Origin of the sequence: Aureimonas mangrovi, from assembly GCF_014058705.1 — a bacterium.
Taxonomy (GTDB): domain Bacteria; phylum Pseudomonadota; class Alphaproteobacteria; order Rhizobiales; family Rhizobiaceae; genus Aureimonas; species Aureimonas mangrovi.
The window spans coordinates 2,364,515-2,386,704 of record NZ_CP059692.1; the positions used below are offsets into that span (position 1 = coordinate 2,364,515).

General features: G+C 66.7%; 14 protein-coding genes and 2 pseudogenes. 11 read left to right on the forward strand and 5 right to left on the reverse strand.

Going from position 1 to position 22,190, the window contains the following annotated elements:
• Positions 1–5 precede the first annotated feature (5 nt).
• From H1343_RS11345 to H1343_RS11365, 5 genes and pseudogenes are all read left to right on the forward strand, one after another.
• Positions 6–923, forward strand: a complete 918-nt coding sequence (locus H1343_RS11345) for an ABC transporter permease (RefSeq protein WP_185983015.1) — start codon at positions 6–8, stop codon at positions 921–923.
• The gene (locus H1343_RS11350; protein WP_185983016.1) at positions 920–1,822 is read left to right on the forward strand and encodes an ABC transporter permease; all 903 of its coding nucleotides are present in this window, start codon (positions 920–922) and stop codon (positions 1,820–1,822) included. The genes H1343_RS11345 and H1343_RS11350 overlap by 4 nt, the downstream gene beginning before the upstream one ends.
• 28 nt (positions 1,823–1,850) lie before the next feature.
• Positions 1,851–3,245 (forward strand): M20 family metallopeptidase, encoded by a 1,395-nt coding sequence (locus H1343_RS11355; protein WP_185983017.1) that lies wholly within the window; start codon positions 1,851–1,853, stop codon positions 3,243–3,245.
• Positions 3,242–4,882 carry an ABC transporter ATP-binding protein gene (locus H1343_RS11360; RefSeq protein WP_185983018.1) on the forward strand — a complete coding sequence of 547 codons (1,641 nt, stop codon included), beginning with the start codon at positions 3,242–3,244 and terminating at the stop codon, positions 4,880–4,882. Before H1343_RS11355 ends, H1343_RS11360 begins: the two co-directional genes overlap by 4 nt.
• Before the next feature lie 186 nt (positions 4,883–5,068).
• Positions 5,069–5,976 (forward strand): annotated as a pseudogene (locus H1343_RS11365) (alpha/beta fold hydrolase).
• A gap of 33 nt (positions 5,977–6,009) precedes the next feature.
• Here the strand turns inward: H1343_RS11365 and H1343_RS11370 are convergent.
• On the reverse strand, positions 6,010–6,846 hold the full coding sequence (locus H1343_RS11370) for a universal stress protein (RefSeq protein ID WP_185983019.1): 837 nt from the start codon (positions 6,844–6,846) through the stop codon (positions 6,010–6,012).
• Between the two features lie 191 nt (positions 6,847–7,037).
• Here H1343_RS11370 and H1343_RS11375 point away from each other — a divergent pair, with 191 nt between their 5' ends.
• A complete protein-coding gene (locus H1343_RS11375; protein WP_185983020.1) occupies positions 7,038–8,528 on the forward strand; it encodes an MFS transporter in 1,491 nt (496 codons plus the stop codon).
• A gap of 73 nt (positions 8,529–8,601) precedes the next feature.
• Here the strand turns inward: H1343_RS11375 and H1343_RS11380 are convergent, their stop codons facing one another.
• The 3 genes from H1343_RS11380 to H1343_RS11390 form a co-directional block, all read right to left on the reverse strand.
• Complete coding sequence (locus tag H1343_RS11380; RefSeq protein WP_185983021.1) at positions 8,602–9,723, reverse strand: ribonucleotide-diphosphate reductase subunit beta; 1,122 nt, start codon at positions 9,721–9,723, stop codon at positions 8,602–8,604.
• 174 nt (positions 9,724–9,897) lie between these two features.
• On the reverse strand, positions 9,898–12,846 hold the full coding sequence (locus H1343_RS11385; protein WP_185983022.1) for a ribonucleoside-diphosphate reductase subunit alpha: 2,949 nt from the start codon (positions 12,844–12,846) through the stop codon (positions 9,898–9,900).
• A 374-nt stretch (positions 12,847–13,220) separates the two neighbouring features.
• Entirely contained in the window at positions 13,221–14,003 is a 783-nt protein-coding gene (locus H1343_RS11390; RefSeq protein ID WP_246332963.1) for a TetR/AcrR family transcriptional regulator, read from the reverse strand.
• Positions 14,004–14,061: 58 nt separating this feature from the next.
• Between H1343_RS11390 and H1343_RS11395 the strand changes: the two genes are divergently transcribed.
• The 5 genes and pseudogenes from H1343_RS11395 (at position 14,062) to H1343_RS11410 (ending at position 19,056) form a co-directional block, all read left to right on the forward strand.
• Complete coding sequence (locus H1343_RS11395) at positions 14,062–15,354, forward strand: HlyD family secretion protein (RefSeq protein WP_185985616.1); 1,293 nt, start codon at positions 14,062–14,064, stop codon at positions 15,352–15,354.
• Positions 15,355–15,404: 50 nt separating this feature from the next.
• Complete coding sequence (locus tag H1343_RS11400; protein ID WP_185983023.1) at positions 15,405–17,009, forward strand: DHA2 family efflux MFS transporter permease subunit; 1,605 nt, start codon at positions 15,405–15,407, stop codon at positions 17,007–17,009.
• A 547-nt stretch (positions 17,010–17,556) separates the two neighbouring features.
• Entirely contained in the window at positions 17,557–17,796 is a 240-nt protein-coding gene (locus H1343_RS17205) for a hypothetical protein (protein ID WP_425484583.1), read from the forward strand.
• Positions 17,747–17,849 (forward strand): annotated as a pseudogene (locus tag H1343_RS11405) (transposase); the annotation flags it as partial. The gene H1343_RS17205 and the pseudogene H1343_RS11405, both read left to right, overlap by 50 nt.
• Before the next feature lie 214 nt (positions 17,850–18,063).
• Positions 18,064–19,056 carry a serine aminopeptidase domain-containing protein gene (locus tag H1343_RS11410; protein ID WP_246332967.1) on the forward strand — a complete coding sequence of 331 codons (993 nt, stop codon included), beginning with the start codon at positions 18,064–18,066 and terminating at the stop codon, positions 19,054–19,056.
• Between the two features lie 6 nt (positions 19,057–19,062).
• Here the strand turns inward: H1343_RS11410 and H1343_RS11415 are convergent, their stop codons facing one another.
• Positions 19,063–22,182 (reverse strand): UDP-N-acetylmuramoyl-tripeptide--D-alanyl-D-alanine ligase, encoded by a 3,120-nt coding sequence (locus H1343_RS11415; RefSeq protein WP_246332969.1) that lies wholly within the window; start codon positions 22,180–22,182, stop codon positions 19,063–19,065.
• Positions 22,183–22,190: the final 8 nt, after the last annotated feature.

The window sequence follows — 22,190 nt, forward strand, 5'->3', positions numbered from 1 at the left end:
AAGGCATGCTCCTCTATATGGCGCAGCGCATTGGGCTGGCCGTCTGTGTCTGTCTGGCCGTCTCGCTGCTCGCCTTCCTGCTCCTGAACGCCTCCGGCGACGTCGCTTCGGCGATCGCCGGAGAAGAGGCGACGCCGGCTCAGATGGCCGCGATCCGTGCCGAACTTGGCCTCGATCGCCCTTGGCCGGTGCGCTACGTCGAATGGCTCAGCGCCGCGCTGACGGGCGACTTCGGCAACTCGCTCTTCTTTCGGCAGCCGGTCGCCGAGCTTGTGTTCTACCGCCTCCCCAACACGCTGACGCTCGCCTCCATGGCCGTCGTCGTAATGCTCGCCCTCTCGGTGCCGCTGGGCGTTCTGGCGGCTCTCAGGCCCGGTTCCGTTATCGATCGCGTCGCCCTCGCCATCGCCGTCATGGGCCAGGCGCTGCCGAATTTCTGGTTCGGCCTCATCCTCATCGTCGTCTTCTCGCTGACGCTCGGATGGGCGCCGGCATCCGGCTCGACCACGCTCGCGCACTTCATCCTGCCGGCGATCGCACTCGGCTACTATTCGACGCCTCCGATGATGCGTCTCATCCGTGCCGGGATGATCGAGGCTCTGTCGTCCGACTACATCCGCACCGCCAAGGCCAAGGGCATCTCGACGTGCAAGATCGTCTTCAAGCATGCACTTCGAAACGCCGTCATCCCGGTCGTCTCGCTGCTGGCGGTCCAGTTCGGCAACATGCTGGGCGGCTCGGTGGTCATCGAGACCGTGTTCGGCATCCAGGGCCTCGGCTTTCTCGCCTGGGAGTCCATCTCGCGCATGGACCTGCCCGTGGTCCAGGCGATCCTCCTGATCGTGGCGGTCTTCTACGTCGTGCTGGTGCTCCTGTCGGACCTGGTCAATTCCTGGCTCGATCCGAGGATCCGCATCCAATGAGTACGGCCGAAACGACATCCGCTGCTGCGATTGCGCCCCTAGGCGCACCAAGGCGGAACGCCTGGCGGCAGCTCGGCCGCAACCCGACCTTCCTCGTGGGCGCGGGCGTTTTCCTGCTCATCGTCCTGATCGCGATCTTCGCACCGCTCATCGCGCCTTACAGCCCCTATGCCCAGAGCATGGGAAACCGGCTCGTCTCGCCGATCTGGATGGAGGGCGGCTCGGCCGAGCACATTCTCGGAACGGACGGCCTCGGGCGCGACTATCTGAGCCGCATCATCTACGGCGCGCGCATTTCGCTGCTGATCGCGATCTTCACCGTCATCGCGTCCGGGCTGATCGGAACGACGCTCGGCGTGCTCGCCGGCTATTTCGGCGGGCGGGTGGACCTGTTCATCAACTTCTTCATCATGACGCGGCTGACGCTGCCGGTGGTCATGGTGGCCCTCGCCGTCGTCGCGCTGTTCGGCGGCTCGCTGACCGTGGTCGTGCTCGTTCTCGGCCTTCTCCTGTGGGATCGCTTCGCCGTCGTCACGCGCGCCGCCACGCAGCAGCTGCGCAACCAGGAATACATCCAGGCATCGCGCTCGCTCGGCTTCACGACGCGACAGATCATCCTGCGTGACGTGCTTCCGAACGTCTTCGACCGGCTCGCCGTCATCGCGACCTTCGAGATGGCGCAGGCGATTCTCCTGGAAGCCGCCCTCTCCTTCCTCGGGCTCGGGGTCCAGCCGCCGACGCCGTCATGGGGCCTCATGGTGGCCGAGGGACGCCAGTATCTTCTCTTCGATTCCTGGCTGATCATGATTCCGGGCGCGGCGATCTTCGTTATCGTGATGGCGATCAATCTGGCCGGTGACGGGCTGCGCGACGCGCTCGCCCCCGAAAACCGAAACTGATACATGAAAGAACCGGGAGCTCTCCAGAATGTCTGATGCAAATGCGGCGCGTGAGACGGCCGTTGCGGCGGCACGCGACTATGTGACCGGCGGCGCCTTCAAGGCGGAACTGGCCAAGCGCGTCGCCGTACCGTCCGAAAGCCCGCGCGAGGATTCCGGTCCCGACCACCGGCGCTATCTGCTCGAAGAGATCGCCCCGGCGCTGCAAGCGCTCGGTTTTAAAACGCAGATCATCGAGAACCCGGTGGCGGAGCGCCTGCCGGTGCTGTTCGGCGAACGCACGGAGGGCGACGGGCTGCCGACCATCCTGACCTACGGCCACGGCGATGTCCTGTGGGGCATGGGCGGCGACTGGGCCGAGGGGCGCGATCCCTTCAAGCTCGAAGAGGCGGACGGCAAGCTCTACGGACGCGGCACGGTCGACAACAAGGGCCAGCACACGATCAACATCGCAGCCCTGCGCTGTGTGATCGATGCGAAGGGCAAGCTCGGCTTCAACGTCAAGATCATCATCGAGATGGGCGAGGAGAGCGGTTCGCCGGGTCTCGCCCAGATCGCGGAAGCCCACAAGGAGCTGATGAAGGCCGACGTTCTGATCGCCTCGGACGGGCCGCGCACGGCGGTCGAGACACCCACGATGTTCCTCGGCGCGCGCGGCGGATACGGCTTCCATCTGATCGCCGACGAGCGGCCGGGCGCCTATCATTCCGGCAATTGGGGCGGCCTTCTCGTCAATCCCGGCATACGGCTGGCCCATGCACTCGCTACCATTACAGATGCCAAGGGCAAGCTGGCCATCCGCGAGTGGACGCCGGGCGAGATCCCCGCGAACGTGCGCGACGCGCTTGCGGACATCTCGCTGGAGCCCGATCCTAGCGATCCGAAGAGCGACCCCGAATGGGGGGAGCCCGGTCTCGAAGGGCCGATGCAGGTGTTCGGCTGGTGCAATTTCGAGGTTCTGGCCTTCACCTGCGGACGACCCGAGGCGCCGGTGAACGCGGTTCCCGGCAACGCGCGTGCCACCTGCCAGTTGCGCTACGTCGTCGGTGTGGACACCGACCGCATCCTGCCGGCGCTGCGCGAGCATCTCGACGCGCACGGCTTCCAGGACATCGCCATCGAGCCGATGAAGCGTGGCTTCTTCCACGCAACGCGCACCGATCCCGACAATGAATGGGTGCGCCTCGTCGCCGGCTCTATCAGCCAGACCACCGGGAAGAAGCCCGCGATCCTGCCCAATCTCGGTGGTTCGCTGCCCAACGAGGTCTTCGTGGAGACGCTGGGCATGCCGACCGTCTGGGTGCCGCATTCGCACCGGGCCTGCGGCCAGCACGCGCCCGACGAGCACATGCTGGTCGCGCTCGCCGAAGAAGCCGCCGCCATGATGGCGGGCATCTTCCACGACATCGGCGAGCGCCGATGACGGACGGCCGTGACGTCCTGCGGGTCGAGGGGCTGACGGTCGACCTGCCGAAGCGAGGCGACCGCCCACATGCGGTCGAGAATCTGAGCTTCTCGGTCCGCGCGGGCGAGATCGTCTGCATCGTCGGCGAATCGGGATCGGGCAAGTCCGTCACGGCCTTCACCACGATGGGCCTCCTTCCGAAGGCTCTGAAGCCATCGGCCGGCAAGGTCCTGTTCGAGGGGCGCGACATCCTCACCCTGCGCCCGCGCGAGCACGCCAAGCTGCGCGGCAACCGTATGGCGATGATCTTCCAGGAGCCGATGACCTCGCTCAATCCCTGCTTCACGGTCGGGGATCAGATCGAGGAGGTGTTCCAGGCCCACAGCGACCTCGGCCGCGCCGAGCGCCGGGCGCGAACGCTCGCACTTCTGGAGGAGGTGCGGCTTCCCGACGTGCAGCGGATCTACGCCTCCTACCCGCACCAGCTCTCGGGCGGCCAGCGCCAGCGCATCGTCATCGCGCTGGCGCTCGCCATGAACCCCTCGTTGCTGATCGCCGACGAGCCGACGACGGCTCTCGATGTGACGACGCAGGCGCAGATCCTTGCGCTGATGCGCAGGCTGAAGGAGACGCATGACGCCGGCATCCTCTTCGTGACGCACGATTTCGACGTGGTGGCCGAGATCGCCGATCGCGTCGTGGTGATGGAGAAGGGGCGGATCGTCGAGCAGGGTTCGGCGCACGAGGTGCTTTCGACGCCGCAGCACCCTTATACGCGCCAGCTGATCGCAGCCGTCCCCGCGCGGCGTGCGCCAGACTACGTGCCCCCGGCCGAAGACGCACCGACCGTGCTGGAGGTGCACGGCCTTTCCAAGACCTTCCATGTCGGGCGCACGCTCACCGCCCCTGCCCGCATCGTCCACGCGGTCCATCCGATCGATTTCAGCCTGAGACGCGGCGAAACGCTCGGTATCGTCGGCGAGTCCGGCTCGGGCAAGACGACGCTCGTGCGCACGCTGATCCGGCTGATCGAGCCCGACGGCGGCTCCGCGCGCATCGGCGACGTCGACTTCGCCAACCTGCCCAAGGGGCAGCTGCGGAAATATCGCAGCGAAATCCAGATCGTCTTCCAGGACCCGTACGGTTCGCTGAACCCCCGGCGCACGATCGGCGACCAGCTCGTCTCGGCGCCGATCAATTTCGGGCTCGCGCGCGCAGATGCTTGGGCGCGCGCGCACGATCTGATGCGCATTGTACGGCTCGATCCCGAAGCCCTCTCGCGATACCCGTCGCAGTTCTCAGGCGGCCAGCGCCAGCGCATCTGCATCGCCCGCGCGCTGATGATGGAGCCCAGAATCCTGATCGCCGACGAGGCCGTCTCGGCGCTCGACGTTTCCGTGCAGAAGGAAGTGCTGCGGCTTTTGAAGGATGTGCGCGATCGCATGGGCCTGACCATGCTGTTCATCACCCACGATCTGCGCGTCGCGGCTCAGATCTCAGACCGCATCGCGGTCATGCGCAACGGCGAGGTGGTGGAGATGGGCACCGCGCGCGACGTCCTCGAACATTCGAAGAGCGACTACACCAAGTCTCTGATCGCCTCGATGCCGGGCAGAAACTGGGATGTTCCCGAGGGACTCGCGACGCCGGATTGAGCGGCCGTCCGATCGGCGGAGGGAGTCGTCTCCTCCTTCCGCGCGAAGCGCGCCGGCGCGGCAGGCTTGTCGTCGACCCGCGGCCCTGCCAGCGCGGCGTCCCGTTCCGGCTTGAATCCGAGGCGAGACAGGCCGACCTTCGGCACGCTGGCCCGCATCGGGGCCCCAGAGCGAAATGCGACTGCCATGACCTCCTTCCGCGACGTCGGCTCCTCGCCGTTCCTTGAAGGCTTCACCCTGCGGGACTTCCTGCCGCCCGAAGGCCCACGGATTCGGTTCGCCTCGGCCGGTCGCGGCCGGCCTCTCGTCCTTCTCCACAGCCATCCGCAGACCCATGTCACCTAGCGCAAGATCGCGCCTTCGCTGGCGCAGGATCACACGGTCATCGCGATGGATCTGCGCGGTTACGGCGACAGCGGCAAGCCGCAGGGTGGAACCGATCACGCAGGCTATTCGAAACGCGAGATGGCGCGCGACGTGGTGAACCTGATGGCCACCCTCGGCCATCATGCATTTCAGGTCATAGGTCACGACAGGGGCGCGCGCGTCGCCCATCGGCTGGCGCTCGATCATCCGCTGGCCGTCGAACGCCTTGCCGTCTTCGACATCGCGCCGACGGCGACGATGTACGCGCGAACTGACAAGGCCTTCGCGACCCGCTATTTCTGGTGGTTCTTCCTGATCCAGCCTTATCCGCTGCCGGAGAAGATGATCGGCTCGGACCCCGAATTGTTCCTTCGCCGACACATCGCGGGGCAGAACAAGGTCGCGGGAGCCACCGAGGACGCGGCGTTCGAGGAATATCTGCGCTGCTACCGGGATCCGGCGACGATCCACGCGATCTGCGAGGACTACCGGGCGGCGGCGGGCATCGATCTTGAGCATGACGCCGCTGACGCGGAGAGCCGCGTCACAGCACCGCTTCTCGCTCTGTGGGCGCGCGCGGCTTCGTCGGACAGACCTACGACGTCATTCAGACGTGGCGCGAGAAGGCGCGAGACGTGCGCGGGAAGGCCCTGGACTGCGGACACACCCTGCAGGAGGAGATGCCGGACAAGGTGCTTCGTGAGCTGGCGGATTTTCTGGAGCGCTGAAGGGGCGTCTCGACCGCCTGCCTGCCGGCGCCTTCAATGCGCCATCAGCACCGGCATCTCGGTCTTGGCGATGATGCTGCTCGTCGCTCCGCCGAAGATCATCTGCCTCAGCCGGCTTTGCGTGTAGGCACCCTTCACCAGAAGGTCGGCGCCCAGCGCATTGCATTCGGCGAGTATCGCTTCGCCCGAGCGGATGCTCGCCGCATTCATCACGCGCAGTTCGCTCGCGATGCCGTTGGCGGCCAGATGCTCCTGCATCCGCCGCCCGGAGGGGCCGGGGCGTTCGTCCTCGCCGACGAGGATCGTCACGCTCTCGGCCAGCCGCAGGAGCGGGCGCGAGAAAGCGAGCGTGCGCGCCGTCTCCGTGCTGCCATTCCAGGCGATGGCGACGTTGCGGCCCATCGTGGCGGGAGCCGTCGGCGGCGCGATGAGGATCGGATGGCCGCTCTCGAACAGCGCGGACTCTAGCGTCGCCATGCGCGGGCCGCCCGAACGATCGGCGGGGCGGCCGACGACGGTGACGTCGAAGGCGCGGCTGTAGCGGCCGGTCAGTTCGTCGTCGAGAACACGCGCCGCATCCCAGAAGCCGCCGGGACCGTTCTCGCCGCGTCCGCCGAGACGCGCGAGGCCCGCGGCGGAGAGTTCGGAGGCGAAGCGCTCGCCGGCCTCCGTTCGCGCGGCGGCATCGTCGAAGGGCACATCCGGCACCACGATCGCGCTCGCCGGTTCCATGCCGAGCGGCGGCGCGAAGGCCGGGCGCAGATAGGCGCCTTCGACGACGCTGCCGAACAGCTTCGCCAGAAGACTTGCCGTCGCAAGCGTGGACGCGGTCTGCGTATGGAGCTCGACAGGCACCAGAACCGTTTTCATCGCATCGTACTCCATCCGCATCCGCATGCGCCGTGGCGCCCCGATCGACCGGAGCCTGTCCGCCACGTTCTTGTCTCGATTGTCGGCCGGTTGCGGCAGGCAGGCAAGTGGGCGATGCTCAGGGCCCTCCGCGCCTCCGATCCGCCTGCCGCGTATCGTCTGACGTGATCGCAAAGGCATACCGGATCGAGATGGCCTCCACACCTTCCCCGACATCGCCGCAACCCGGGCCGCAAATCGGCTTCTTCACGATCTTCCCCTCGATCATGCTGCCGATGTTCCTGGCGGTGGTGGACCAGACGATCGTCGCAACGGCGCTTCCGGCGATCGCCGGTACTCTCGGCAGCGTGGAACGCGTGTCGTGGATCGTCATCGCCTATCTCGTGTCGACGACGATCGCGGCGCCCGTCTACGGACGGCTCGGCGATCTGGTCGGGCGAAAGCGCCTGATGCTGGTGGCGCTGACGATCTTCATGCTGTCCTCGCTTGCCTGCGCGCTGGCGCAGAGCGTGGAGATGCTGACAGCGTTCCGAGTCCTGCAGGGCCTCGGCGGCGGCGGGCTGATGACGCTCTCGCAGGCCCTCGTCGGAGAGACGATCGCCCCCCGCGAGCGCGCCCGCTACCAGGGCTATCTCGCGGCCGTCGCGGTGTCCTCCAGCGCCTTCGGGCCGGTCGCGGGCGGCTTTCTCACCCAGCATTTCGGCTGGCAGTCGGTCTTTCTCGTCAACATCCCGGTGGGCCTTGCCGCCGTCGTCCTGACGCTGCGCCTGCCAGACCGAGTGCCTGGCGCGCAGCCCTTCCGCTTCGATTTCGCGGGGCTCTTCCTGTTCGCGACCTTCGTCGTCTCGACCCTGGTGATGCTGGAGGAAATCCGCGCCTTCGAGGCCGATCTCGTCGCGACGATCCTCTTCCTTTTCGCGCTCGCCGCCGTCGCGCTCGCGCTGCTCGTGTGGCGCGAGAAGCGGGCGCGCTCGCCGCTTCTGCCGATCCCGCTCCTGTCCAATCCCTCGATCTGGCGGGCCGATGCCCTCGCGGCCTGCCACGGCGCGACGCTCGTCTCGCTCCTCACCTTCCTGCCGATCTACCTCCTCGTCGTTCACCGCGTCTCGCCGGCCGAGACGGGCCTCCTCCTCCTGCCCTTCACGCTCGGCATCGGCGTCGGTTCGCTGGTGACGGGCCGCATCGTCTCGATCACCGGGCGCACGGCTGTCTTCCCCTCCTGGGGATTGGTGCTCGCCACCGCGCTTCTCGTCTTCATGGCCTTTACCGCATCCGATCTCGGCACAGGCGCCCTCGCCGCGCTTCTCGGCGCGATCTCGATCTTCATGGGCACGGTGATGGGCGTCGTACAGGTCACGGTTCAGACAGCCGCCGGCACCAGTATGCTCGGCGCGGGCGCCGCCTCCGTCCAGTTCTCGCGCTCGCTCGGCGCGGCCGTCGGCACGGCCGTGATCGGCACGCTCCTCTTCTCGAGCCTCACTGCCAATGCGCCGGAAGCGGCCCGGTTGTTCCAGGCGGTGATGGAGAGCGGTCCCGGCGCCCTCGACGGTCTCGACCAGGGCGCGCGGCTTTCCATGCAGGACGCGCTCGTCGATGCCTTCCGGACCGCGTTCCTCGGGGTCGCGTGCTTTGCGGCTATTGCCGCGTTCCTTGCCTGGACGATCCCGATGCGGCGTATCTGACGAGAAGGCTTCGCAACGAAAAAGGGGCGGCCCGGCGGCCGCCCCTTTGTTCATTCGTCCTTGCGCCCAGCGATCAATCCCAGGCGAGCGCGCCGCCGTTCTGATACTCGATGACGCGGGTCTCGAAGAAGTTCTTCTCCTTCTTGAGGTCCATCGCTTCCGACATCCAGGGGAACGGGTTCTCGGTCGCCGGGAAGACCGGCTGAAGGCCGAGTTGCGCACAGCGCCGATTGGCAATGAAGTGCATGTAGCTCTCGCAGCTCTGCGCGTTGAGGCCAAGGAAGCCATTCGGCATCGTGTCGCGGCCGTAGGAGGCCTCGAGCTCGGCGCCCTCGCGCAGCATGCCCCGGATTTCCTCCTGGAACTCGGGCGTCCAGAGGTGCGGGTTCTCAGCCTTGATCTGGTTGATGACGTCGATGCCGAAGTTCAGATGAATCGACTCGTCGCGCAGGATGTACTGGTACTGCTCGGCGATGCCCTGCATCTTGCCGCGCCGGCCGAGCGAGAGAATCTGCGCGAAGCCCGTGTAGAACCACATGCCCTCGAAGACGACATAGAAGGCCACGAGGTCGCGCAGGAAGGCGCGGTCCGCTTCCGGCGTACCGGTGGCGAAATGCGGGTCCTCGATGCCCTGTGTGTGCTTCAGCGCCCAGGCCGCCTTGTCGGTGATCGAGGGCACCTCACGGTACATATTGAAGAGCTCGCCCTCGTCGAGCGACAGGCTCTCCACGATGTACTGGAAGGTGTGGGTGTGGATCGCCTCCTCGAAGGCCTGGCGCAGCAGATACTGGCGGCATTCGGGATTGGTCAGGTGGCGATAGATCGCCAGCACGATGTTGTTGGCGACGAGCGATTCCGACGCGGCGAAGAAGCCGAGATTGCGCTTGATCATGCGCCGCTCGTCGTCGGTCAGCCCGTCGGCCGACTTCCACAGCGCGATGTCGGCCTGCATCGAGACCTCGGTCGGCATCCAGTGGTTGTTGCAGGCCGAGAGGTACTTCTCCCACGCCCAGCCGTACTTCATCGGCAGGAGCTGGTTCACGTCGGCACGCGCGTTGATCATCCGCTTCTCGGAGACCGAGACGCGGCCGCCCGAGCGGTCGATCTCGCCGAGGCCCGTGGCGTCGACCGGCGGGGTCTTGTCGAAGGCGGGGTGAACGGGCGCGGGCTTGGTGGGCTGGGACCAGTCGAGCATGGGTTGAACTCCGAAGATGGGGGCGGCCTCGCCGGTGGTCGACGGCTCCGCGGTCGAATCCATGCGTGTCATGGAAGCGACCCTTTGCGTTGACGATATGGCGTCGACGAGGATCTGGAAACGGGTCCCGGCCGAGGCCGGGACCATCATGGCGTGCGGTGAAACGCCGCTGGCTTACTGGCAGGCCTCGCACTCGGGATCGTCGATGGCGCACGCCTTGCCCCACGCCGCCTCCGGCACGATGATCGGCGCGGCCGAGACCGGCGCGACGGCGACCGGGGCTACCGCGACAGGCGCCTTGGTCACCGGAGCCGGGGCGGCAACCGGCGCCGCAGCAGCGCTGGCGGCCGAGACCGCGTTGAGCTTGCCGTCCGTGCCCTTCAGCGTCGACTTCTCCACATGCGTCGCCGAACGGGTGCGCAGGTAGTAGGTCGTCTTCAGCCCGCTCTCCCAGGCGTGGCGGTAGAGCGTGTCCAGCGCCTTGCCGGAAGGGCTCGCGAGATAAAGGTTCAGCGACTGGGCCTGGTCGATCCACTTCTGGCGCTTGGCCGCAGCGTCGATCAGCCAGGACGAGTCGATCTCGAAGGCCGTGGCGTAGAGCGCCTTGAGGTCCGCCGGCACCCGGTCGATCGGGCCGAGCGAGCCGTCATAGTATTTGAGGTCCGAGATCATCACCTCGTCCCACAGTCCCCTCGCCTTCAGATCGCGCACGAGGCCGGCGTTCACCACGGTGAAGTCGCCCGACATGTTCGATTTGACGTAGAGGTTCTGGTAGGCTGGCTCGATCGACTGCGAGACGCCGCAGATGTTGGAGATCGTGGCCGTGGGCGCGATCGCCATCGTGTTGGAGTTGCGCATGCCCGTGGTCTTCACGCGCTCGCGCAGGCCGCTCCAGTCGAGCGTCGAGGACTGATCGAAGGTGACGCCGCGCGCCTTGCCGACGAGACCGACCGAGTCCACCGGCAGGATGCCCTGGCTCCAGAGCGAACCCTCGAAGGACGCGTAGCGCCCGCGCTCGGCGGCCAGATCCACCGAGGCCGAGATCGCCTCGAAGGAGATGGCTTCCATGCTGGTGTCGGCGAAGGCGACGGCCTCGTCCGAAGCGTAGGGCAGGCGCAGCGTCTGCAGCGCGTCCTGGAAGCCCATGATGCCGAGGCCGACCGGGCGGTGCCTCAGGTTCGAGGCCCGCGCTTCGGGGATCGTGTAGAAGTTGATGTCGACGACATTGTCGAGCATGCGCATCGCGGTCTTCACGGTGCCGGCGAGCATCTCGCGGTCGAGCCCCTCGGCCGTCACGTGGGCGGCAAGGTTGACCGAACCGAGATTGCAGACCGCGACTTCGGATTCACTCGTGTTCAGCGTGATCTCGGTGCACAGGTTCGACGAGTGGACGACGCCCACATGGCCCTGCGGCGAGCGGATGTTGCACGGGTCCTTGAACGTGATCCAGGGATGGCCCGTCTCGAACAGCATGGTCAGCATGCGGCGCCACAGGTCCACAGCCTTCACGCGCTTGAAGACCTTCACCTCGCCGCGTGCCGCGCGTGCTTCCTGGCCCTCGTAGGCCTCCTTGAAGGCAACGCCGTAGAGGTCGTGCAGGCCCGGCACCTCATCGGGCGAGAACAGCGTCCAGTCGCCGCCCTCCGCCACGCGCTGCATAAACAGGTCCGGCACCCAGTTGGCCGTGTTCATGTCGTGCGTGCGGCGGCGGTCGTCACCGGTGTTCTTGCGAAGGTCGAGGAACTCCTCGATGTCGATGTGCCAGGTCTCGAGATAGGCGCAGACCGCGCCCTTGCGCTTGCCGCCCTGGTTCACGGCGATCGCGGTGTCGTTGGCCACCTTCAGGAACGGCACGATGCCCTGGCTCTTGCCGTTGGTGCCCTTGATGTGGGCGCCCAGGCCGCGGACCGGCGTCCAGTCGTTGCCGAGGCCCCCGGAATACTTGGCCAGCAGCGCGTTGTCCTTCACCGCCTTGAAGATGCCGTCGAGATCGTCGGAGACGGTCGTCAGGAAGCAGGAGGAGAGCTGCGGGCGCTGCGTGCCCGAGTTGAACAGCGTCGGCGTCGACGCCATGAAGCGCATGCTCGACAGAAGCTCGTAGAACTCGATCGCGCGGGCCTCGCGATCGACCTCGCGCACGGCCAGGCCCATCGCGACACGCATGAAGAAAGCTTGCGGCAGCTCGAAGCGCACGCCTTCCGTCTGCAGGAAATAGCGGTCGTAGAGCGTCTGAAGGCCGAGGAACTGGAAGTTCAGGTCGCGCTCGGGCTTCAGAGCGCCGGCAATACGCGCAAGGTCGAAACGGGCAAGCTCCGCGTCGATCAGCCCGGCGTCGATGCCCTTCTTCAGATAGGCACCGAAGGACGCGGGATAGCGCGCCGCCATGTCGCTCTGCTTGGCCGTCTCCGGGCGTCCCGAGAGGAAGGACAGCGCCTCGGTGCGCAGCTTGTCGAGGAGAAGGCGCGCGGAGGCGAAGGCGTAGTTCGGCTCGGTCTCGATCAGCGTGCGCGCGGCCATCACCGGCGCCTCGCCGAGTTCGGCCGGCGAAATGCCATCATAGAGGTTGCGGCGCGTCTCGGCGAGGATCGCCTCGGCCGACACGCCGTCCAGACCCTCGGCCGCCTCGGCCACGACGGCGGCAAGGCGCGCCTCGTCGAGCGGTGCCGTGGTGCCGTCGGCACGGCGCACGTTCAGGACGGGCTCGCCCGAACTGCTCGCCGCGACTTCGGCCTGACGGGCGCGGGCATGCTCCTCGCGGTAGAGAACGTAGGCGCGCGCGACCTTGTGGTGCTCGGAGCGCATGAGCGCGAGCTCGACCTGGTCCTGGATGTCCTCGATGTGCAGGAGGCGATCACCGCCCGAGCGGCGGTTCAGCGAAGCGACGACCTCCTCGGTCAACGCGCGCACGCTCTCGTGGACGCGCGAGGAGGCGGCCGCCGTGCGGCCCTCGACAGCCAGGAACGCCTTGGTCATGGCGACCGAGATCTTCGCCGGATCGAAGGCCGAGACCTGGCCGTTGCGGCGGATGACGCGCGTGCCCGGCGCCGGGGCCACGTTCGCCTCGACGGGGTTCGCCCCCGGAACGGGCTGCGGCGCGGTCACGGAGGAAGAGTGAAGAGACATCGGCAGCTCCAGAACTGGAGGCAAAGGTCGGGCGGGATCATGCCAAAGGACAGGCCGCCCCCAATCGGGACCGGCCGTCGACCGCATCACCCGCCGGGACACCTCGCCCCGGGAAAATTCGTCAATGTCGCGGCGGGCCTTCCGGTAGCAACATTCCACCCCGCAGGCTTTCGCGGAGCGAACTCCGACAAGGCCCGAACGACATGAACTCTGTCCCCAGCGGTTGCAAACGGTCTACGGTCCCACCACCGTTTCTTGTGATCGACTCGATTCCCGGGACACTATCCCTAGTAGGAAAGCCGATCTGCAATGCTGGATATAGTGGGCCCGACACTGCCGGGAGTCAATGCGAGTCGGATGACGATCCCCGCACTTTAGAGGGCTGGGGATAAGTTTCGCTCAAGCTTAGGGAACGCCGTCGGACCATAGCCCGCGAGGAACAGATTCACCGCTCCGCGCACCGTGCGCTCCAGCACTTCCGGGGTTGCAAGCGGTGCTTCGTCGTCGAACAGCGAGCGGCGGAACAGCCCCGCCCCCACCAGTTCAATGAACTGCGAGGCGGCCAAGGAAATGTCGTCGATGGACAGCCGGCCGCCCGCCACGGCCTTCTCCAGATAGGCGACGAGAAGCGCGTGGGCGCGCTCAGGGCCGTCGCGATAGAAGGCGCGCCCGAGCGACGGCATCCGGGTCGCCACCGCGATGACGGTGCGCTTGGCGTGGACGGCCTCCGGAGAGATCGACAATTGCGCGAGTGCGAGGCCGAATCGCATCAGCGTTGTTTCCGGGTGCTCGGCGTCGGCGAGAATCGGCACGAAGGCCTCGAAATAGCGGTCGCGCTCCTGCGCGATCAGCGCCGTGAACAGTTCTTCCTTCGAGCGGAAATAGACGTAGAGCGTCGACTTCGAGACGCCGGCCTCGCGCGTGACGTCGTTCATCGAGGCCGCGTCGAAGCCTGAAGAGACGAACACGCGCCGTGCACCCTCGAGGATCTGGCGCCGCTTGGCGGGGTCCTCGCCCGCGGCGCCGCGCCCCTCCCCGGCCGCTCGTTTCAGGCCGTCAGCTTTCGACCGCCCGCGCGGCCTTGCCGCGTCATTTTGCCGGATACGCGAATCCTTCGTCATGCCGCTTGAAATGACGATGGAGATGAGCCAAGTCAAGATCGAACCGAACCGTTCGGTTCGATTAGGTGAACCGATCATGCCAGACGATTCCACGATGCGCCCCGCGCGCGACGATACCCGCTCCCAGCAGCTCCTGACCGGAGAAACCCCCGACGAGCCGAGCGTGCGCGATGAACCCACTCGCGAAGGCTCTTCGGATCCAGTCGGCGGGGAAGAGGCCGCGCCGGCGGACGATCAGTCTCCGGCAGCCGCAACGGGCGCGGAGTCCGGCAAGTCCGGCGGTGTGAAAAAGCTTCTCTTCGGCGCCGTGGCGCTGGCGGCGCTCGCGGCGGGAGCCTGGTACGGTCACTCCTGGTGGACCGACGGCCGTTTCCTCGTCACGACGGACGACGCGTATATCGCGTCCGACATGGCCGTGGTGACGCCGAAGATCACGGGTTACGTCTCCAGCGTGCCGGTGGTGGAGAACCAGACCGTCAGCGCGGGCGACCCGCTGGTTGAGATCGATTCGGCCGACTATCGCCTCGCGCTGGACGCAGCCAACGCCAAGATCGAGACGCAGCGACTTGCCGTCGCCAGTATCCAGGCCCAGCAGGCGGCCGCGCAGGCCTCCGTGGAACAGGCACGCGCCGACCGCGAATCGGCCGCCTCCGTCGTCGCCCAGGCGCAGCTCGACCGCGAGCGTGCTGAGGCTCTGTCCCGCACGGGCGCCGGTGCACAGGCGCCTCTCGACGCCGCCCGCGCGGCCGAGGCACAAGCGCGTGCCAGACTGACGGGCGCGGACGCCGCTATCTCGGCCGCGCAGGCGCAGGTCGCCGTCTACGACGCGCAGGCCATGCAGGCGCAGGCGCTCGTCGGCGAGTTGGAAGTCAGCCGCGACATGGCGGCGCGCGACCTCTCCTTCACCACGCTTCGCGCCCCCTATGACGGCGTCGTCGGCAATCTCTCCGTGCAGACCGGCGACCTCGTCTCCCCCAGCCGCCAGCTCGCCGCAATCGTGCCGATCGACGCGGCCTATATCGACGCGAACTTCAAGGAGACGCAGCTTCACGACATCAAGCTCGGCGAGAAAGTGCGCATCGAGGCGGATGCCCTGCCGGGCGTCGACGTCGAAGGCACGGTCGTCTCGCTCGCGCCCGCTTCCGGCTCGGTCTTCTCGCTGCTGCCGCCCGACAACGCGACCGGCAACTTCACCAAGATCGTCCAGCGCGTGCCCGTGCGCATCTCAATCGACGGTCCGGCAGACGTGCTTTCGCAAATGCGCCCCGGCCTGTCGGTCACGGTCTCTGTCGATACACGCACGGCGCCGGACGAGAACGCCCCTGCCCCGGCCGAAAGCGCACCGGCTCCAGCCGATACGGCGCCGGTCGCCGACGCCACACGCTGAACCCCAACGAACGGACGACGCTCGCCCGGCCCTGAAGGCACGCCAAGACAATGTCCTCCACCGCAAGCGCGAAGGCCGGCGCCCCATCCGACCCTATCTCCCGGCAGGGCACCGCGCCCGACGCGGTGCCCGCGCGGAGGGTCATCGCCTTCTTCGCGATGGTCTTCGGGATGTTCATGGCGATCCTGGACATCCAGATCGTCTCCGCCTCCCTCGCCGAGATCCAGGCCGGGCTCTCGGCCTCGGCCGACGAGATCGCCTGGGTGCAGACGGCCTACCTCATCGCCGAAGTGATCATGATCCCGCTCTCCGGCTTCCTCGCCCGGATGCTGTCGACGCGCATCGTCTTCACGCTGGCTGCCGGCGGCTTCACCGCCGCCTCGGCGCTGTGCGCCACCGCCACCTCGATCGACCAGATGATCGTCTATCGCGCGCTGCAGGGCTTCATCGGCGGCGCGATGATCCCGAGCGTGTTCGCCGCAGCCTTCACCATCTTCCCGCCCTCGCGCCGTGCCGTCGTCTCGCCGATGATCGGCCTCGTCGCCACCCTCGCACCCACGATCGGTCCGACGGTGGGCGGCTACCTCAGCGACGCCCTTTCCTGGCACTGGCTTTTCCTCGTCAACGTGCCCTTCGGCATCCTCGTGACGATCGCGGCGTGGAACCTCATCGACTTCGACAAGCCGAACCTCAAGCTCTTCAGCCATTTCGACTGGTTCGGGCTGGCGGGCCTCGCCGCGTTCCTCGGTGCGCTCGAATACGTTCTCGAGGAAGGCCCGCGCAACGACTGGTTCGACGACAGTGCGATTGCGATCCTCGGCATCGTCAGCGTCGTCGGCGCCGTCCTGTTCTTCTGGCGCGCCTTCACAGCGAAGGAGCCGATCGTCGATCTCAGCGCCTTCACCGACCGCAACTTCGCGTTCGGCTCGCTGTTCTCCTTCATCATGGGCGTCGGCCTATACGGGCTAACCTATCTCTACCCGGTCTATCTCTCGCGCATCCGCGGCTACGACGCCCTGATGATCGGCGAGACGATGTTCGTCTCGGGTCTTGCCATGTTCCTGACCGCTCCGCTTTCCGGCATCCTGTCCGGCCGGGTGGATGCGCGAGTTCTCATGGGAACGGGATTCGCGGCCTTCGCGCTCGGCACATGGATGATGAGCGGGCTGACGCAGGACTGGGACTTTTACGAGCTTCTGGTGCCGCAGATCCTGCGCGGCTTCGGGCTGATGATGGCGATGGTGCCGATCAACAACATCTCTCTCGGCTCGCTGCCGCCGGACAAACTGAAGGGCGCGTCCGGCCTCTACAACCTGACGCGCAATCTCGGCGGTGCCGTCGGGCTCGCCGTCATCAACACGATGATCACCGATCGGACAACCCTGCACTATCAGCGCCTTGCTGAGCACGTCTCCTGGGGTCGCCCCGTGGTGGACGAGCGCATGGCGCAGATGTCGGCCCAGCTTTCGGCGAACGGTATCGACGGGCAGACCGGTGCGATCGCGCAGATGGTCTCGCTGGTCAACAGACAGGCGGCGGTCATGGCGTTCGCCGACATCTTCGTGGTGCTGACCGGCCTTTTCGTTGGGCTGTGCCTCCTCACCCTCGTCCTGCGCAAGCCGCCGAAAGCGGGCGCCTCAGCCGAGGCGCACTGAGCGCGCAAGGCAGAATGCGAGGTGACGCGCAGTTTGTCGCCGGAAAAGCAGGGATGCGATGAGAACACGCGCTGAGGACGGCGGTGCGAAGCCGAAGAAGTAGGTGCTGAGTTCTGTCAGGAAGAGCTCACAAAAGCTTTGCTGGCCCTACAGATAACAGGACGATGGGAATGGTCGGCACCGATGAGCAGGGCTGGGCGTCCAGGGGCTGGAAACATCAAACATGCCTAGGCGGCCAACTCGCTGCGGCGTCTCGCTTCGAACCTTCGTCCGGTAGAGCTTTACGTCTCCTTTAGCAGGCGTTCCAGAACGCTTTCCACATCGTCCAGAAAGGAGCTCCATCCCCAGTTTTCGTCGATGCCCGAAATGCGAAGCAGGAACAGGCTGGCCTGCCCTATGCCGACGTCCCGGCCTTCGTTGAGCGCCTGCGCGCGGCCTACGGCACGTCCGCGAAGGCATTGGAGTTCACTATCCTGACGGCGGCCCGCTCGGGCGAACGCGAGGTGCCATCTGGAGCGAGATCGACCTGGGGAAGGCCGTCTGGACCGTGCCAGCCGAGCGCATGAAGGCTGGTCGCGGGCATGTCGTTCCTCTGCCCGCTCGCGTCGTCGAGATCCTCCAGCCGCTCTACGATGGACGCGAGGGCGATCTCGTCTTTCGCGGCACGAAAGGCCACTATCTATCCGACATGTCGCTCGGTGCGGTGCTGAAGCGGATGAAGGTGCCGGCCACAGTGCCGCAACGGATTGCAGTGGAAGGACGCCCCTGCCGGCTACGGTCCGCCTAAGACGCTCTACAACCGCTTCATCCGCTGGGTCGCGGCTGGGCATCTTCGATCGCCGAAATGCCCAGCGAAATGAAATTGGCGATCGGGCTAATGAGTTTTTATGGGTGGATACCGCAAGTTAATTGTTCGCGACCTGCGACGTGAGCGACCTTCCTTCGGTGCGACGCACGGCTTAAGCTTAAGGCCTCGCGTCCCTGAAGGAGAGCGGCGATCGCCCGATCCTCCAAGCCCAGCCTGACCTGGCGGCTCGTCCGTTTCGCACTCGCAGTGCTCGCGGTCCCGCAGGCCTCGCAGACGGCATCGGCCGAAAGCCCGCGCCTCGGACCTTTCGAGTACCCGCAGCCGCGCGAACTGAGGAGCCCTGAAGGGGCAGAAACCTTCGACGCCTACGAGGCGCTGCACGGCTCCGTCGGATCGCCGGAGCATTGCGGCCCCGGCACGGGACGCCTCTGGGTGGTGGTCGGCGGCGAGGGCGAGTGCATCCGCTACTATCATCACGGGCTCGCTGCCGAGAATCCCGTGGCACTCGTCTATTTCGGCGGAGACGTGATGCTGCGAACGCAAAAGGGCGTGCGCTTCATCTCGCCCTCGTATCCGGTTCAGTCGCCCACCAGCATCGAGACGGAGATGGCGCGATGGTCCGGCGAGGCCGGCGTGCCGGCGATCTTCATCGCGCGTCCCGGCATCTACGGCTCCTCCGGCGACCACAACGACCGACGCCACGAGCGTGAGATCGACCTGATGGAGGGGGCCGTGCAAGCGGTCGTGGAGCGATACGGCATCGCTTCCCTGATCCTCGTCGGGCATTCGGCCGGCGGCCAGATCGTCGCGGCGCTCCTCAACCGGCGCCGCGATGTCGACGCCGCCGTCATCAGCTCGGGCATGGTTTCCGTGAAGCAGGTTACGAACTTCTGGGAGCGACGTCGCAGCATTCCAGGCCGCCTCCTCTACGATGCGTCCGCCTTCCATGACCCCGTCGAGGCGATCGAGACGATCCGCAAGGACCCACTGCCGCAGATTTACGTCCTCTCCGACCCGGAGGACCGATCCGTCCCCTTCTTCAGCCAGCTCTATTACGTACGCCGGCTGCGTGTCACCGGGCAGGAGCCGAGGCACATTTACGCCGAAGCGCCCGATCGCCAGCGCCATCTCCTGGCGGATCACGCCAAGCTCGCGGCTTCGCTGATCGCGCGCGGGCGTGAAGAGGCAGACGTGCGTCGCGCGCTTCTCGAACTTAGCCTCGAGGAGAAGGCCGACTGACGGGCCTCATGCGTCGGCATCGGCGCGCCGGCGAAGCAGCGCGACGGTGCGGTGGAGACCCGAACTGTTCGACGCCTTGAAGAGGATCGTGTCGCCCTCGCGCAGGTCGCGGAGGACCGCGGCCTGGAGAGCGCCCAGCGTCTGGGCGTGCGTGCCGCGCCGGTCCGCGGGCAGTGCGTCCCAGAAACCGCCGAAGAGATCGCCGCAGGCATGGACGCGATCAATGGCGGACGCAGCAAAGAGCGGGGCGAGCTGCGTATGATAAAGCTTTTCGTCCGGGCCGAGTTCGGCCATCGGCGCAAGGACGGCGATCCGCCGCCCCCTTGAGCCCTGTCCGCTCAGCCGCTCGATGGCCGCCTTCATCGAACCTGGGTTGGCGTTGTAGGCCTCGTCGATGATGGTCACGCGGCGCCCGTCGATCGAGAGCTCGAAGGTCTCGCCGCGCCCCGGCAGGGCCGCGAAGGCGGCAAGGCGCTCGATCGCGGGGCCGAGCGGCAGGCCGAGTGCCGAAACCGCGGCGAGAACGGCGAGGCTGTTGAGCGCCATGTGCCGGCCGGCAGCTCCGAGCCTGAAACTCACCGCACGGCCGCCAACTCGCGCCTCCACTCGGCTCTCGCCCTGATCGTAGGCCAAGAGTTGCGCGTCGCAGCGCGCACCCTCGCCGTAGGATACGACGTGCAGGCCGCGCGCCAGCGCAGCGCAGCGCACGATCTCCAGTTCCTCCATGTCGTGATTGAGGACCGCGATGCCGCCGGCCTTCATGCCGGAGAAGATCGCGGCCTTGGTCCGGGCGATGTCGGCGAGGGTCGTGCCTTCGCGAAGATGCGCCGGATGGACGTTGGTGAAGATCGCCAGATCGGGCTTCGCCATCCGCGAGGTGGTTCCCATCCGCCCGATCGCCATCTCGAGGACGGCATGGGGCGCAGTCCAGTCCATCGAAGCGAGGTTCCAGGCGACGCCATGCGGCAGGTTCGCGTTGGCGCGCGTCGCGGCGACCGGACCGAAGGCGGACAGGGCCTCGCCCATCATCGCGACGACCGTCGTCTTGCCGGCGCTGCCCGTAACGCCGACGACGCGGCCCGTCATCTGCCGGCGCGCGAAGCATCCCATCGCAAGGACCGCCGCCCCCGCGTCGGCGACATGCAGCACCGGACCGATATCGGCCCGCAGCGTCTCAGGCTCGCTGGTGAGGACGCCTGACCACCCTTCCAGCCGGCCGAGAAGGTCCGGGCGAAGGCCGACGGTTCCCTCGCTCGCGCGCAGCGCCACCAGGTCGCCAGTGCAGAAGGCCGCCGCGTGCGTGGAAAGGCCTGCGGCCTTCCACCCCTGCGGCGGGCGCTCCAACCAACGCCCGGACGTCACCGTTTCGATCATCTCGGCCGTCCAGCCCTTCTGCGGCGACGAACCGGATGCACCGCCCGTTCGCCGCGCGATCTCCGCCCGGAAACGCGCCCGATACGGGCGGTATCGACGATAGGCGATCAGACCGGAGAGATAGTGCTCGACATCGTCGATCCGGACGCGGAAGGCGTGATGGCGGATGAAGAAGGCGCCGGCGATGCGCTGCGGATTGCGGAAGTACATCGCCATCTCGGGCCAGAAGTGCCCGTTGAGGAGATAGCGTGCGCGCTTCTCCAGCGCCCTCTCGAAGCGCGGAAGGTCGATCTCGTCGAGAAGGTGCGCAAGGTCGGGGTCATCGACGATCCGAGAAACCGTTTCCTGCGCGGCCATCATCAGTTCGAGGAGCGTCGGGAAGGTCGTGATGCGGTTTTCGACGAAATCCAGATATCCCGACACGTTGCGCAGCGCGAAGCGGAAATAGCGCTCGTCGCGCCTGTGCCGGGTCAGCTCGTTCACGCAGTAGCCGAGCCAGTGGTCGTGGTGGCCCCAGTGTTCGCTGGCGATGAAATGGTCGAACGCGCGCTCGACCGCCGCGAGCCATTCAGGATCGCGATCGATCTCGTAGAGGCGCATCAGGGCAAATGCCGCCTCTCCTTCGTAGTAGATCGTGCGGAAGGCCTGCTTCGTCGTCAGGTCCGCGGATCGGAGAACGTGGCGGAAAGCGCCCGTTTCGCAGTCCTGCATGTGGAGGATGCCTCGGGCGAGGCGCCGCATCAGCGGCAGACGGCTTTCGTCGCCCGTCACCCTCGCATGCTTGGCGAGGGCGAGGATCGCGACGGCCGAGCCACCGAGCTTGATTTCCCCGCCGACATCGACGAGGAAGGACGCGTCCTCCCCGTCCTGCAGTGTCCGGTGCTCGATCAAAGCGCCGGTGAGGTGCTCGAGCGCCCGCTCGATCGCCTGCCCGAGCGCGGGATCACGCGTGACCTCCCAGGCCTCGGTCATGGCGTATGTGGTGCTGGCATGCCTCAGCGTGTTGTAGGTCGCGATCTGCCTGTCGAAGCAGGGATGCCAGCCGTAGATGAACCTGCCGTCCCGCTGCACCTGCCCCGCCAGATAGGCGGAGCCTTTTTCAACCAGCGACATCAGCGTCGGTTCGTCGAGGGCCTTCACCGCCCGGCGTCCGCCGTCCGGGCCCGGCGGCGCGAGCGGGTGAACGTGACCGTCTTCGCCGCTGAAGACGCCGCGCGTGGCGAAAAGCCAGGCGGGGCGCTCGTCGCCGAGGTCGAGCCCCTGCTGCGGCCCGAAGCGGCGCAGCGAGTAGACGCGGCAGTTGTTCTCGTTGAGGACGGCGTGCTCGATGCGGTTGCCACCGTAGAGCATCGCGTTGGCGTTCAGCTCCTGTTCGGTGAAGGCCACTTCGAAGCGAGGATCGAGGGAGAGGCCCCAGCGGAAATAGTTGCGCTTGGTGCGCGAGAGGAGTTCACGCACGGTCGCAAGATCGGCAGCGCGCACCGTATCGACCGCCTCCACGCGCAGCCAGCGTCCGGACATCCCTTTGGCCTCGAGCGTCCAGCGCAGGCGATCGACGCCTTTCGTCCAGGCCGTTTCGAAGGAAGTCGCCGAAACGCTGAAGACCTCGGCCCGCCTGTCCGCGTCGGACACGGAAAAGAAGAGGACTACAGCCGGAAACGGAGCGGCGAGCCGATCCTGTGACCGAAGAGCTGCGTGGATCGCCTCCAACCGCTCGGCGCCGATCCTGCCTTGAGGGACGATATGCAGCACGACCCCTC

Coding starts and splice junctions, on each gene's coding strand:
- H1343_RS11380 (WP_185983021.1), bottom strand. CDS start 9,723: ATGCTCGACTGGTCCCAGCCCACCAAGCCCGCGCCCGTTCACCCCGCC.
- H1343_RS11350 (WP_185983016.1), top strand. CDS start 920: ATGAGTACGGCCGAAACGACATCCGCTGCTGCGATTGCGCCCCTAGGC.
- H1343_RS11375 (WP_185983020.1), top strand. CDS start 7,038: ATGGCCTCCACACCTTCCCCGACATCGCCGCAACCCGGGCCGCAAATC.
- H1343_RS11355 (WP_185983017.1), top strand. CDS start 1,851: ATGTCTGATGCAAATGCGGCGCGTGAGACGGCCGTTGCGGCGGCACGC.
- H1343_RS11345 (WP_185983015.1), top strand. CDS start 6: ATGCTCCTCTATATGGCGCAGCGCATTGGGCTGGCCGTCTGTGTCTGT.
- H1343_RS11385 (WP_185983022.1), bottom strand. CDS start 12,846: ATGTCTCTTCACTCTTCCTCCGTGACCGCGCCGCAGCCCGTTCCGGGG.
- H1343_RS11395 (WP_185985616.1), top strand. CDS start 14,062: ATGCGCCCCGCGCGCGACGATACCCGCTCCCAGCAGCTCCTGACCGGA.
- H1343_RS11400 (WP_185983023.1), top strand. CDS start 15,405: ATGTCCTCCACCGCAAGCGCGAAGGCCGGCGCCCCATCCGACCCTATC.
- H1343_RS11370 (WP_185983019.1), bottom strand. CDS start 6,846: ATGAAAACGGTTCTGGTGCCTGTCGAGCTCCATACGCAGACCGCGTCC.
- H1343_RS11360 (WP_185983018.1), top strand. CDS start 3,242: ATGACGGACGGCCGTGACGTCCTGCGGGTCGAGGGGCTGACGGTCGAC.